Annotated in this window: 9 protein-coding genes and 2 pseudogenes; 6 read left to right on the plus strand and 5 right to left on the minus strand. The window is 59.2% G+C overall.

Annotated elements, in window-relative coordinates; genetic code table 11:
- Nucleotides 1-143: 143 nt before the first annotated feature.
- A complete protein-coding gene (gene istB / locus IVB45_RS05000) occupies nt 144-887 on the minus strand; it encodes an IS21-like element helper ATPase IstB (RefSeq protein ID WP_007605871.1) in 744 nt (247 codons plus the stop codon).
- Between the two features lie 11 nt (nt 888-898).
- The gene (gene istA, locus IVB45_RS05005; RefSeq protein ID WP_247807624.1) at nt 899-2,431 is read right to left on the minus strand and encodes an IS21 family transposase; all 1,533 of its coding nucleotides are present in this window, start codon (nt 2,429-2,431) and stop codon (nt 899-901) included.
- 198 nt (nt 2,432-2,629) lie between these two features.
- Between istA and IVB45_RS05010 the strand changes: the two are divergent.
- Nucleotides 2,630-3,389: pseudogene (locus tag IVB45_RS05010) on the plus strand (porin); the annotation flags it as partial.
- A gap of 489 nt (nt 3,390-3,878) precedes the next feature.
- Here the strand turns inward: IVB45_RS05010 and IVB45_RS05015 are convergent.
- Nucleotides 3,879-4,388, minus strand: coding sequence for an IS5 family transposase (locus tag IVB45_RS05015; protein ID WP_247807625.1), 510 nt, complete (start codon nt 4,386-4,388; stop codon nt 3,879-3,881).
- A pseudogene (locus tag IVB45_RS05020) lies at nt 4,328-4,639 on the minus strand (IS5 family transposase); the annotation flags it as partial. The pseudogene IVB45_RS05020 and the gene IVB45_RS05015, both read right to left, overlap by 61 nt.
- Nucleotides 4,640-4,753: 114 nt before the next feature.
- Here IVB45_RS05020 and IVB45_RS05025 point away from each other — a divergent pair.
- Both IVB45_RS05025 and folD read left to right on the plus strand, forming a co-directional pair.
- Complete coding sequence (locus IVB45_RS05025) at nt 4,754-5,974, plus strand: IS701 family transposase (protein ID WP_247285483.1); 1,221 nt, start codon at nt 4,754-4,756, stop codon at nt 5,972-5,974.
- A gap of 695 nt (nt 5,975-6,669) precedes the next feature.
- The gene (gene folD, locus IVB45_RS05030) at nt 6,670-7,635 is read left to right on the plus strand and encodes a bifunctional methylenetetrahydrofolate dehydrogenase/methenyltetrahydrofolate cyclohydrolase FolD (protein ID WP_247356431.1); all 966 of its coding nucleotides are present in this window, start codon (nt 6,670-6,672) and stop codon (nt 7,633-7,635) included.
- Nucleotides 7,636-7,651: 16 nt separating this feature from the next.
- Here folD and IVB45_RS05035 read toward each other — a convergent pair whose 3' ends face one another.
- On the minus strand, nt 7,652-8,614 hold the full coding sequence (locus IVB45_RS05035; protein ID WP_247356430.1) for a GlxA family transcriptional regulator: 963 nt from the start codon (nt 8,612-8,614) through the stop codon (nt 7,652-7,654).
- 332 nt (nt 8,615-8,946) lie between these two features.
- Between IVB45_RS05035 and IVB45_RS05040 the strand changes: the two genes are divergently transcribed.
- From IVB45_RS05040 to IVB45_RS05050, 3 genes are all read left to right on the plus strand, one after another.
- Nucleotides 8,947-10,608, plus strand: coding sequence for a class I adenylate-forming enzyme family protein (locus tag IVB45_RS05040; RefSeq protein WP_247356429.1), 1,662 nt, complete (start codon nt 8,947-8,949; stop codon nt 10,606-10,608).
- Between the two features lie 555 nt (nt 10,609-11,163).
- Nucleotides 11,164-12,345, plus strand: a complete 1,182-nt coding sequence (locus IVB45_RS05045) for an alpha-hydroxy acid oxidase (RefSeq protein WP_247356428.1) — start codon at nt 11,164-11,166, stop codon at nt 12,343-12,345.
- Between the two features lie 156 nt (nt 12,346-12,501).
- Entirely contained in the window at nt 12,502-13,944 is a 1,443-nt protein-coding gene (locus tag IVB45_RS05050) for an FAD-binding oxidoreductase (protein ID WP_247356427.1), read from the plus strand.
- Nucleotides 13,945-13,968: the final 24 nt, after the last annotated feature.

A 13,968-nucleotide genomic window follows, 5' to 3' on the forward strand; every position in this document is an offset into this window, starting at 1 on the left:
TGGTTCTCTGGCATCGGTCAAGCCGCGTGGTCAATCTGGAATCGCGACTTCAACCTGCTTTTCTTCTTCTGCGGTTGCTGTGGGCATGTGGGCAACGCGATTGCGTTGTCCAAGCGCAGCGGCATGTCCACAGCGCCACGGGCTCAGGTCTTTCGGGCGGATTGCCGGGTTCGGCGCAGGCTCTCACCGGTGAGGTCGAGCCGATGGGCATTGTGGACGAGGCGATCGAGCACGGCGTCGGCATAGGTGGGATCTCCAATGAGCAGATGCCACTGGTCCACGGGGAGCTGGCTGGTGACGATGGTGGAGCGATGACCGTAGCGATCTTCGAGGATTTCCAGGAGGTCGTGACGGGCACCGGCGTCGAGCGGCTCGAGTCCCCAATCATCGAGGATCAGCAGATCGACACGGCCAAGGCCGCGCAACAGGCGTGGATGGCGGCCGTCGCCGCGGGCGAGCGCCAGATCGTCGAACAGTCGCGGGACGCGCTGATAGAGCACGGAGCGATTGTCGCGACAGGCCTTGTGGCCGAGCGCCGAGGCGAGCCAACTCTTGCCAACGCCGGCCGGGCCGCAGATCAGGAGATTGACGTGGTCGTCGATCCAGCGGCCCTCGACAAGCTTAGCGAACAGCGGGCGGTCGAGACCGCGCGGGGTGCGGTAGTCGATGTCCTCGACGCACGCTTGCTGGCGCAGCTTGGCGTAGCGCAGGCGAGTGGCGAGCCGTTTGTCGTGCCGCAGCGAGGCTTCACGTTCGAGCAGCAGCGCAAGCCATTCGGTGTGACCGAGGCTTGCGGCCTCACCGGTGGCTTCGATGTCGGCGAAGGCCTTGGCCATGCCGTGGAGGCCGAGGGCGTTGAGGCGGTCGAGGGTCGGATGGGTGAGCAAGGGATGATCTCCTAATTGTAGTAGCGCGGTCCGCGGATGTTGGCATGCAGGATCGGCGCATCGTCCGCGGAACGCTGGTGAGCAGAACGCCGATCGAGATTGTTGGCGAGGATCGACTTGACCGAGCCATAAGTGCGCGCGCCGATGTCGATTGCCCGCGCAGCCGCGGCGTCCAGCCGTTCGCGCCCATAGGAGGCGGCGAGCCTGAGGATGCCGAGGCAGGCGCGGAAGCCTTGCTCGGGGTGCGAGCGCTCGTCGAGAATGAGGTCGCACAACGCGCTGGTCGCCGGCCCGATCGCGGCGGCGTCCTGGCGGATACGCGCGATGGTCCAGCCGGCGTAGCGCCGATGGCTGGAGGCCATGTGCTCCGGCACGGTGGTGTGTTTGTGATTGCCGCTCATGCGCTGATGCGCGGCGATCCGCTCGCCCTTGTGGAAGATCTCGACGGTACGGGCCGTGAACCGCACCTCGACCTCGGCGCGGGCGAAGCGATGCGGAACGCTGTAGTAATGCTTCTCCACCTCGACGTGGTAATCGAGACTGACGCGGCGGATCCGCCACTCGGCGAGGACATAGGGGGAACCCGGCAATGGCTTGAGCGCCGGCCGGTCGACCTCCTCGAGCAACCGGCGGCGTGTCACGCCGAGCCGCCGGATCGGCCGTTCCTCATTCAGCCTCGTGAGCAGTTCGCCGATCGCCGCATTGACCTCGGCCAGGCTGTAGAAGGTGCGATGGCGCAGGCGACCGAGCAGCCAGCGCTCGACGATGAGGACGGCCTGCTCGACCTTGGCCTTGTCGCGCGGCTTGCGCGGCCGCGCCGGCAAGATGGCGGTGCCGTAATGCGCCGCCATCTCCGCGTAGGTACGATTGATCTGCGGGTCGTACAGGCTCGCCTTAATGACCGCGACCTTGGTGTTGTCGGGCACCACCAGCGCCGGTATGCCGCCGATCGCCGCGAAGGCGCCAACATGGGCGCTGATCCAGTCGGCGAGCCCCTGCGTCCACGTCGCCTGTGCGTAGGTGAAGCTCGATGCGCCGAGCACGGCGACGAAGATCTGCGCCGTTCTGCGCTCACCGGTCAGGCGGTCGACCACCACCGGCACGCCATCGCCGGCATAGTCGACGAACAACTTGTCGCCGGCCGCATGGGCCTGGCGCATCGTCACCGACAGACGGCCTTCCCAGGCGCGGTAGAGCTCACAGAAGCGCGAGTACCGGTATCCGCCGGGCTCGGTGGCGATATATTCCTCCCACAGGATCGACAGCGTCACGTGCTTGCGTTTGAGCTCGCGGTGCACGCTCGCCCAGTCGGGCTCGGCGATGCGGCGGTGACCCTGACGGTTGCCATTGCCGGTCTTCGCGAACAGGCGAAGTTCCAGAACCGTGTCGGTGACGTCGTCTGGCAACGGCCAGCTCAAGCCCGCGGCCTCGAACCGCCGGAGCGCCAGTCGCACCGTCGAGGGCGCCGCGCCCACCCGTCGCGCAATCTCGCGGCTCGGCAGCCCGGCCGCCTTCATTCTGATCACATCGCGCACACGGCGCATCGCAAGCCTGTCCGTCGGCATCCAGGGTCCCCTTCGCAAGCCGAAAGAGTTGACCCTATGGGAGCCAGAAGAGGCCTCGTCACCCGGGCGACATCATCCCGGAATGGTGGGCGAGATCATCTCGGAACGGGTGGCGACTTCAAATCGGAATGGTGGGCGAGATCATCTCGGAATCCTGGGCGACATCGATCGGAATCCGCACCAGACCTAGTCGCGATGCTTCGTGTTGACCAGACGTGGGGTCTCTTCCAGGCGTCGGTCGCCGCGCATGATAACCATGCTGCCTACTCTGGCGCGACTGAAGTCACCGGCCATCCAGGCGACAAGTGGGGTTGGGCTGGTCAGTTGGCATTGTCCATCAAGAACATTCCGACGGGACCGGGTGATACCATCAACGTCCAAGGCGTGTATAGGAACGGGGCAAGCCGCTACAACTTCGATAGCTATAAGTCGACCACCTATGCGATGCATGGGGGCACCGGCCTCGCGGGTGCCAACCAGAGCGTCGGCTTTGCTGGTATCTCTGACACCGTGTTTGTGACTGGCTCCGATCAGCAGTCGACCACGACCTATGGCTTCAACGGCGCCTACACCCACAACTGGGATCCGTATTGGAGCACGGCAATCTACGGTGCGTGGGCAGCCGTACGCTACAACAACGCGGCCAAGGGCTATGTCTGCGGCGCGGTCGTCGCGACTCTGGCGCTGTCGAGCGGTCTTGCCGGCTGCAACCCCGATTTCAACTATCAGGTTTGTCGGTACAGTCACGCGCTGGACCCCGGTCAAGAACCTGACTTTCTCGGCTGAACTTACCTTCATGATGCTCGACCAGAAGTACAAAAGCGGAAGTACGGTGACTCTTCCGGTACAGTCGAGCACTGCCAAGCCGGGTGCCGCGTATGAGCTGAAGGACCAGAGCAACGTGGCGCTGCTGCTACGCGCTCAGCGCAATTGGTAAATTTAACTCGAACTTGCGAAAGGAGAAAAGACGCGGCCTATGGATCTGAGTGACCTCCAAGAAGGCCTTCGGCATGCCCGCCGGAGGCCTTAGAAAGTTAGAACCGATAAGCTTTGGAACAACCTTCCCAAGCTCTGCAAAAGCATGGTGTCGCTGAGCTACTTCCCGCGAGCGGTAGGCCGCGCGGAGGGATTCCTAAAGCCAACGGCGTCATCTGTTCTCTGAGCCTTCGAGCGCCGCGGACCGCGTCGACAGATCGATCATCAAACAGTATCTGCAACCGGACTTGGATCCTGTAGATCCTGACTCCTAGGCCCATCGGGCGGAAAAAAGAGCACCAAGCGATCGAGCAAACGACCAAGCGATGCTGAGTCTGTGACTGGGTTCTGGATGTCGCATCGAAGGCGCTTTCGGCACGCTCATCATGCCATTCCGGTGAGAGCGCTTCGGAAGCACTGTTAGGATCCCGGGTTTTGCTAGGGTTCAGACTCAATTGATCCAATAAGCGACGAGAGCGGCGAGGTGGACGGCGGCCAAGAAGTTACTGGCAAGTTTGTCGTAGCGAGTAGCAACACGCCTGAAATCCTTGAGCCGGCAGAAACAGCGCTCGATAACATTGCGCCCTTTATAGAGGCGCTTGCTGAAGCTGTGGAGGGTTACCCGGTTGGATTTGTTTGGAATGACGGGTTTCGCGCCGCGATTGACGATTTCGGCGCGAAAGCCGTCGCCATCGTAGCCTTTGTCCCCAATGAGGGAAGACATGGGCGGCGCGAGCTTCAAAAGGGCCGGCCCTGCGGCAATGTCTGCGGCTTGTCCCGGAGTGAGATGAAATGCGCAAGGTTTGCAATCAGGGTCGCTCAGCGCGTGGATTTTCGTGGTCCGCCCACCGCGCGAGCGGCCGATCGCCTGTTCACACTCCCCCCTTTTCCGCCGCTCGCCGAGCGATGCGCTTTGATCGAGGTGGAGTCGATCGACAAAGCCACTCGGTCCTTGCCGCAGCGGGCGAGCGCTTCAAAGATCGCCTGCCAATGTCCGCGCTTAGCCCAGCGATTGAACCGATTGTAGATCGTCGTGTAAGGGCCATAGTCGGACGGGCAATCGCGCCAGCGTGCGCCGCACTGGAGCATGTGAATGATACCGCTGATAATGCGTCGATCGTCTTCGCGCGCCGGGCCGGTCTGGTTCGTTGGCAGATGCGGCTCTATCTGAGCCCACTGCTTGTCGTTGAGCCAGAACAGTCCTTTGCGCATCGAAGTCCCCCGTGCCGAATCAACTTGGCACCAGGGAATCAGAACTCGCTAATTAGGTACAGACCCTAGCATTACAGTTGCTTTTGTTGCGGGCTTCTGAATCCATGGGCAACCATGATTCGAATGTCGTGGGCGCGGGCCGCGTCGGTTGAGGCGACGCTTGCGTTGTGGGCGGCGTCGCTTCGAGAGATCAAGCAACGGATACGTCCGTTGTTCACGCAAGAGCGTGTTGCGACGAATGCAGGTCTGTTCCTGGAAGGTCTGCTCGGAGATGAGCAGCGCAAGACCGGTTGGATGCGCGCGGAGGCGGCTGGCGATCCCGGCCCATGGCGGCAGCAGGCGATTCTGGGTCGTGGAGACTGGGACGCTGATGCCCTGCGCGATATCGTGCACGACTATGTCATCGAGCATTTGGCGGATGACGATGCGGTGCTCGTGATCGACGAGACCGGTTTTCTCAAACAGGGCAAAGCGTCATGCGGAGTGGCGCGGCAATACACTGGTTCGGCAGGAAAGATCACGAACTGCCAGATCGGCGTCTTCGCTGCCTACGTTTCGCGTCATGGCCATGCGTTCATCGATCGCGCGTTGTATCTTCCGAAGGAATGGACCGACGATCCAGATCGTCTGGAAGCCACATATGTGCCTGCCGATGTCGGCTTTGCGACCAAACCAAAGCTTGCGACGAGAATGATCGCACGCGCGATAGCCGGGTCTGTACCATTCAAGTGGGTTGCCGGTGATACCGTCTACGGTGTTGGCAACATCGAACAGCAACTACGTCGGGCAGGCAAAGGCTACGTGCTTGGGGTCAGCAGCGCTCATGTGTTTCGATCCTGGGGCAAGCGACCGCCGGTCGCCGGTACGGCTGCAGACCTCGCCCGGACGCGGCGCTCATCCGACTGGAAGCGCCTGTCGGCGGGAGCCGGAACCAAAGGACCGCGGCTGCACGATTGGTGTTATCTCGAATTGGCGGATCTCGAGGCCGAGCAGTCCAACAGTGCAAATGACGGTTTGTGGACACGCGGTCTACTGATCCGTCGTCGCATTGCCGATGATGACCTCGCCTTCTTCACCACCTGGTGCCCAGCGGGAACAGCCATTGAAACGCTGGTCGCGGTCGAAGGCCATCGATGGGCGATCGAGGACAGCTTTGAAACCGCGAAAAACGAGTTCGGGCTCGATCACAACGAGAGCAGATCCTGGCATGGCTGGCACCGTCATGTGTCCTTGGTGATGCTCGCCTTCGCCATGATGGCCGCGATCCGACATCGCGCTAATCCGCCACCGCCCAAAAAAACGAAACGGCGCCCCCCGGCAAAAGCCAAAACATAACCACCCCACCACTGATCCGTTGGTCAATCCAGGAAATCCGCCGCATTGCTATCAGACTTGCGCGGAAGCGGATTCAACCCGCACACATCATCGCATGGTCCTTCTGGCGCAGAGCTCACCAGGCTGCCGCTCAACGCGCCCACTTCAAATCAAAAAAGCAACTGTAATGCTAGGTGACGACTATCCAAAAGCCGCAAGCCGGAACATTGCAAGGCGAGTGGTAGACCGGCTGCTGGCGAGTCGTTTTTGTCCTTCGATGCTTGGACGTTTCCGACGCGCGGTAGCATTAACCCACAATCGCAAATGTCGCATATGGTCATGTTAGTGACGTGCCCCGTCAAGGAAGCTTGGTCTCACCTGAGGTTTAATACAAATCAACAGGGTGGCAGATAGGGCTGCAATCGGCCGATCTCCGCTGAACGTGCGTGAAATATGTCAAATGCTCTCAATCAAACCGGCGACTTCGCTAGTTTCGTGCATGTTGCGTTGCCGTACTGCATGATGGTGGAGCGCGGTATTCCGAACCGTTAGAATGGCAGAGTGCGTCGGAAGCGGGATTGCGAAAAACCGACAGTGCCGCGCGAACGTGCTGCGTCGTACGCGTCAATCGATGGGGACTGCGATCATAACGACAGCAGCATCATTGGCGGCCCGCCGAATAGGCGAGAAGTCACTAACATGCTCAGGAATTGACGATGAGTGCTATCGTAATCGATGGAAAGGCGATCGCCGAGGTCCTTCGGAATCGCGTTGCGCGCGATGTGGCGTGGCTTCAAGCCGAATGCAACGTTACCCCGGGGTTAGCCGTGGTGCTGGTTGGCGAGGACCCGGCCAGTTCGGTTTACGTGAGGACGAAAGCCAAGCAGGCGCAAGCCGTCGGCTTTAAATCTCAACAATTCCTGCTGCCGAGCAATGTTGGCCAAGCCGAACTGCTGACGTTAATCGAGAAACTTAACGCTGACGACACGGTCGATGGCATCCTCGTTCAGCTTCCACTGCCGGGGCACATCGACCGTTGCCGTGTCCTGGAAGCCATCGATCCGGCTAAGGATGTCGATGGCTTCCATCCTTACAACATTGGACGATTGGCGGCCGGTCAGCCCGCTCTTGCCCCTTGCACCCCTCTTGGTGTTGTCCACCTCGTCAAGACTGTTGTGCGTGACCTGGACGGGCTTGACGTTGTCGTTATTGGTCGCTCGAATATCGTCGGAAAACCTCTGGCACTGCTTCTCGGTGATGCCGGATGTACCGTTACAGCTGCACAGCTCCAGACGCGCAATCTGCCGGAACATTGCCGAAGGGCCGACATTGTCGTGGCTGCCGCCGGCTGCGCGGGGCTGGTCCGTGGCGATTGGCTTAAGCCGCGCGCGATTGTCATCGATGTTGGCATCAATCGCGCGACGGATACGACCGGCTCCCCCAAAATTGTCGGAGATGTTGCTTTTGCCGAGGCAAGCAAGCGCGCGAGTTACATTACTCCTGTGCCTGGCGGCGTTGGTCCGATGACGGTCGGCTACTTGCTCGCGAATACTGTTGACGCGGCGATTTCGCGCCGAGAGTTGTCATCGCTGGCGAATCCTTACGATCGGAACATTTCGTCATCATCCAAGCTCAAATCCGACAGAGAGATCGTTCGGCTTGATCCTGAGCGAGCAACCTAGAGGCCCGGCGTAACTGCTACCTTTCGGGCGTTTCGTGCAATCGCTCTGCTCGCGGCGCTTTACCGAAGCGTGCCCGGTATGTGCGAGAGAAGTGGCTCGCACTTGTAAATCCGCAGGCTAGCGCAATCTCGAGTACCGAAAGGCTGGTTTGCCTGACCAGATCACGCGCGCGATCGAGCCTCAGCGCTAAATAGTGCTCGCCGATTGAGTGTCCGAGATGTTGGCGAAAAAGGCGTTCGAGATGTCGGAGCGAAACGTCAGCGAGACGAGCCAGATCTTCCCGCGATACTGGATTTTCCACAGTTTGCTCCATTCGACTGATCACCCGAAGCAGGGGCGCATGTGCGATGCCGAGACGTTCTCGCAATGGCATTCGCTGGGGACCGGTTCCTTCGCGAACGTGAGTCTGAAGGAACCACTCACTCACAGCCATTGCTAAAGCGCTTCCGTGTTCGCGAGCAAGCAGGGCGTGCATCATGTCAAGCGGCGCAGCGCCACCGCTCGATGTCAATCGATCACGATCGATTTCATAGAGAGAGCGCCGCAGATCGAGGTCGGGGTAGTCCTCGACAAAGGCCGGCGCATGCTCCCAGTGAATGGTAAATCGGTAGCCGGTGAGCAGAGTCGCCCGCGCAAGAATGTAAGGTCCGCCCGATACCCCACCTAGAGTGACGCCGAGCCGAGCAAGTCTCCGTAGCCATGCGAAAGTCGGAGCATGTCGAAAGAGCGCCGGATTGCCGCCGGCGCATACGAATAAGTAGTCGAAGTGAGCGTCTGTCCCGACACAATAGTCCGTTTGAATACGTACGCCGTTCGATGCCGCGGTGGCTTCTCCGTCGATCGAGACATGACTCCAGTGGTATAGCGCTCGACCGGATAGGCGATTTGCGGCGCGCAGCGGTTCGATCACCGACACATAAGGCAACATTGCAAAATCAGGAATCAACAGGAAGCCGACATGAGCCGCTGGTTTGGTCAAGTTGTCGCTTCTGGGCAATCGAAGGTCGCTGGCGATCATGACGGAGAAGCTACGCCGTTCAATGTGCACTAGACAAGCGGGACTTTTGGGGCGCCGGCTTTGGGCCGCTGATGCCTGCCTCAGGAAAACGCCTGGCGCAAAGAAAGCGAAAGAGGTTGCCTGTGCTTTTGCAAACAGATGATGTCTTGTTGCCGTCGTTGCTGCGATGCAGCGATAAATTGGTGGCGACGTCCTGCAACCAATCCTCCCGCACGAAGGATTCAATTCTGGCTCGATCGCGCCGATATCTTCACATCAGCTAGTTGGCTGCATTTTTACTCCTTAGGCTCCCTATGATGACCTCTGCAAAGATAACACGAAACAAGCTGCGTGATCAGGTGGCAGGCGCCTTGCGCAAGGTTGAGGCGCTGGAAGCGGCATACGAGACGATCACGGTTGGACAGCTTGTTTCAGAGCGAGCGCGAACGCACGGTACCGCCACTGCGATCAACGTCTTCGAGCGCGACGAGCGCGCAACGTACGCGGAGATGGACCGCTGGTCCAATAAGTATGCCCATGCTTTGCGGGCATTTGGAGTGAGCAAGGGGGATCGCGTTGGTGTGATGCTGCCAAATCGGATCGAGTTCCCGATCCTTTGGTTTGCCTTTGCAAAACTCGGTGCCGTGATGGTGCCGATCAACAAGCGCCTGACGCCAAGAGAGATTGAATATGTTCTTAGCGACACGCAGGCTAAGTGTGCGGTCGTTGACGAGTCCTCATGGGCAGTGTTTTCGGCAATGGATCCATGGCCGCAAGAGCTCTCGAAGGAGCGGGTCATTGTTGTCGGGCAACGCCCATCGACGAGCGGGACGTGTGCTTCCCTGGATGATCTGCTCAAGGGCGCGGGAGAGGCTCCGGTTAACGAGGATGTCGGCCCCGACGATCTGCTGAACATCCAATATACCTCGGGGACGACTGGCTTTCCCAAGGGCTGCATGTTGACGCACGACTTCTGGGGCATTGGCTCGTATCGATGGGCGTCCATGGACTATGAGCCGTACAAGAGCTATCTCTCCATGGGGCCGTTCTCCTACGGCGAGCCGCAAGCTCATCTTCTGAAGTCATACCGACAAGGCGGAACGCTTTACCTGGCTCCGCAAATCAGCTCGACGCGGTTGCTTGGCTGGATCAAGCAATACAGCATCGAGTGGTGTTCGTTTCCCGAATTGGTTGCACGCCAGGCAGAGGCCGAGGATATCGACGGAACGACTTCGCTCAAGCAGACCATAAATTGGGGCTGGACTCCCGAGACGCTAGCCCGCTTCCGAAAGCGGTTTGGCGTGCGTACCGGCGACGGTTTTTCGATGACGGAAATCAGCTTCGGCACCATATTGCCGAATGAACTTGAAGAGGCGATCGACCTTGGCTCGGTGGGCATACGCGCGTCGTTCCGTGAGTTGCGGTTGGTCAATGACGACGGCAGCCCTACGCCGATTGGCGAGATCGGTGAGCTCTGGGTGAGGGGGCGCGGGATTTTCAAGGGTTACTGGAACAATCCACAGGCAAATGCTGCCGTATTCGAAGGTGAATGGTTCAAGACGGGTGACCTGTTACGCTGCGACGATCTCGGCTTCTATTGGCTGGTCGGACGCAAGAAGGACATGATCCGTCGTTCGAGCGAGAATATTGCTGCGCGCGAGGTCGAGGCGGTCATCTGCGAAATCCCCGGGATCTCGGATGTCGCCGCGGTGCCAGTTCGCGATGTCAAGCGGGGTGAGGAGGTCAAGATCTACGTGGAGCTCAAGGAGGGCGTCACGCCAGCAGATCTGCCGGTGGAGCGCATTCTCGAGCATGCTCGAGCGCGTTTGGCTGCCTTCAAGGTGCCGCGATACATTGCCTTCATTCCAGCTCTTCCCCGGCCCGATACAAAGTCACGGGTGCTCAAGCGCGAATTGACGGCCATCAGCGATCCAATCTCCGGCTCCTATGACACGGAGGAGATGCGCTGGCGTTAGCTCGTTCTCTTTCGCGCGAGCGAGCTGAGGCCGCGGTTTGTATATTTCGACAAGGAGAAGGGGCGTGCGCAAAGCTGAGTGGCAAGAGTGGTTTCGTTACGACTTGGCGGCGGCCTACAGATGCACGGCAGAGCCGCAATCACCTTAGTAGGAGCTACGGCCAGGCCAGCGCTCAAACGCCGCTTTGATCGCATAAGCCCGGAGCACGCGACCTGACGGTACGTAGGGGCGTGCAACCTGAGCGGTGGCAACCAATAGAGCCCATCATGAAAAGACCCTCCAAGACATTTCCTTGATGAATGGCGTGCGCTCGCTCGCGACTGGAGCACAATAAGGATCGAATGATTGGAGTAATCAGCCGCTCCGTCATTTCGCATGCGGAGTGGATTTGAGGTCAAGTGATACCTTTCAAATGGAAAAAAGTGGCGACCGCCTTTTCTAGTTCGGAACGGATACTGTGGACGTGGTCGTGGGTCGGAAAACGTAGCGCGCCTACCTCCTCGGAAAGCGCTGAAGTCGAAATGTCACGCAATCAATCTTCGTGGAAGTAGCAGGATGATGAACGATGTGGTGAATATCGATGATCTGCGTAAGCTGGCGAAGCGCCGGCTCCCGAAGATTGCCTATGATTACGTTGAGGGCGGCACCGACGACGAGGCGGCCCTACTCACCAATCTACAGGCATTCCGCCGGACGCGTGTCATTCCGAGGTACCTCGTCGATGTCAGTGTGCGCGATCAGTCGACCGTCCTGTTCGGTCGCACTTATTCCAGCCCGATCGGTATCGCGCCGACCGGACTGGCCGGCCTTCTTCGCCCGGGTGCGGACATCATGCTGGCTCAAGCGGCGCGCGACGCCAACGTGCCTTTCATCATGTCGGGCGTTAGCACGGGTTCGATCGAGGATCTTGGGAAGGTGGCACCCGACCATGGATGGTACCAGCTCTACTCGTCCAAGGATCCGTCGATCTCCGAAGACATGATTAAACGGGCGAGCGATGCTGGGCTGAGGACTCTAGTCTTTACCGTCGACGTGCCGGAATCCTCCAACCGCGAGCGCGACCTTCGGAACGGCTGGCGGCGACCGTTAAAGCTCACCTGGAAGACCAAATTCGAAGCGCTCCGGCATCCGGCCTGGATGATGCAGTGGTTGCAACATGGGGCACCTTACTTCGACAACTGGACCAAGTACGCAGGTCCCAATGCCAGCGTCGAACAGGTGGCCGATCTTGTCGCCAACCAATGCCGCGCGCCGATGACCTGGAAGCATGTTGAGCGCTATCGTGAGCTGTGGAAGGGAAACTTTGTGATCAAGGGAATCATGCACCCCGATGACGCGGTGCGCGCGCACTCCCTTGGCGTCGACGGTATCATCGTCTCCAATCACGGGGGCCGCCAGCTCGACAATGCGCCTTCGCCGCTCGAGATGCTGCCCAGGATTTGCGACGTGGTGGGCGACAACATGACCGTGATGCTCGATAGCGGAATTCGGCGGGGGCTTGATGTCTTGATCGCCATCTGCATGGGCGCTCAGTTTGTCTTCCAGGGCCGGCCAACGCTCTACGGCGTGACGGCTGGTGGAGTAGCCGGCGCAGCAAAGGCGCTGGCGATCTTCCGTCGCGAAATCGACATCAGTATGGCCCAGATGGGCGTGAGCAGCATCGCCGATCTAGGCCGGCATCACTTGATGTGGAAAGACAATGAGGATTGGCGCAGCAATCGCCGCGAAGAAACGTAGCGGGTCGACTTCAATCTGGTCTTGAGCGGCCATTCCTACCTCACCATCAAGCCGACTCGGTCGCGCCCGGGTGTGTGTCTGCCTGCGGTCACGCCAGCCTCCCCGCCGTGAGTATCCGCGACTTGACTGTCAAGAGCATCGATGTTCGGAGAAACAATGATCATGTCTGACGTTCAGAATTTGCTTGAGCGGTTGATCTCAGCGGGCACTGAGATCATTGGGGATGGTGGAATACTATCGCAATCTACAGATATCGCGGGGTATCTCGAAGATGGGCGTCGCCGCTACAAGGGTGAGGCGTTGGCCGTGGCACTCCCCAAGAGCACCCAACAAGTCGCCGCTATTGTCAAACTTTGCGGTGAGCTGGGCATCGCGATCGTACCGCAGGCCGGCAATACAGGCATGACCGGTGGCGCAATTCCCCTCGGCAATCGCCCTTCGATGATCCTTAATGTTTCTAGATTGAACCGCGTCAGAGAGATCGACATTCAAAACAATTCGGTGATCGCCGAGGCTGGCTGCATCCTGGGAACTCTGCGAGAGACCGTGCAACAAAAGCAACGGCAATTTCCGATGTACCTTGGGAGCGTCGGAAGCTGCCAGATCGGCGGGCTAGTCTCTACAAATGCGGGAGGCACAGGCGTATTACGGTATGGGAACATGCGCGATCTTATCTTTGGACTGGAGGTCGTGCTGCCCGACGGACGGATCTGGAATGGCTTGAAAGTGCTCCGCAAGGATAATTCAGGATACGATCTGAAACAGTTATTCATTGGCGCAGAAGGTACACTGGGGATCGTAACCGCGGCCGCCTTGAAGCTGTTCCCGCTGCCGACGACGACGGGGACGGCGATGGTGTCTCTATCGCGAGTCTCCGACGCTGTTGATCTGCTGAGGCTTTTCGCCGACTGCACGGGCGGCAAGGTTGAAGCATTCGAATTGATTTCGAAAGGGCAGCTACAAAATGTCCTGGCTCATTTCGGTGAGCGGCCCCCTATGGACATCTCATCGCCATGGTATGCCTTGATCGAACTCGCCGACAGCAGCACGAGCTGGGACCCGTCTGAAGTGTTCGAACGCGTTCTGAACGAAGGAGTTGAGCGCAAGCTCGTTAATGACGCGATCATTGCATCGGATTCACTTAAGGCAGAGCGCTTGTGGAAGTATCGGCACAGTATTTCCGAAGCAAACATGCGCAAAGGATTCTCGGTCGCTAATGACACATCAGTACCAATTTCTAAGCTGGAGATCTTTATCGAGCGCGTGGATACGCGGCTCCAAACCGAGTTTGACGCTGCGGATGTATTCCATTGCGGTCACATTGGTGACGGCAACATCCACGTGATCATCGTCTTTGACAGGCTCGTCTACGATACCCCTGTCAAGAGGGAGACGGCCGCGGCGCGCGCGAACTTCATCGTACACGAGGCAAGCGTCGAGCTTGGAGGAAGCATTAGCGCCGAGCACGGGATCGGGCTCATGCACGTCGAGGAGTTGAAGACCTTCAAGGAAGGCATCGATCTGGAGCTCATGGCTGGCATCAAGAAGACCCTAGATCCCCGAAATATCATGAATCCTGGCAAGATCTTGGGCTGCTGATGTCCTGCCGAAGACTGTACATTA

It is taken from the genome of Bradyrhizobium sp. 4 (assembly GCF_023100905.1).
GTDB lineage: Bacteria > Pseudomonadota > Alphaproteobacteria > Rhizobiales > Xanthobacteraceae > Bradyrhizobium.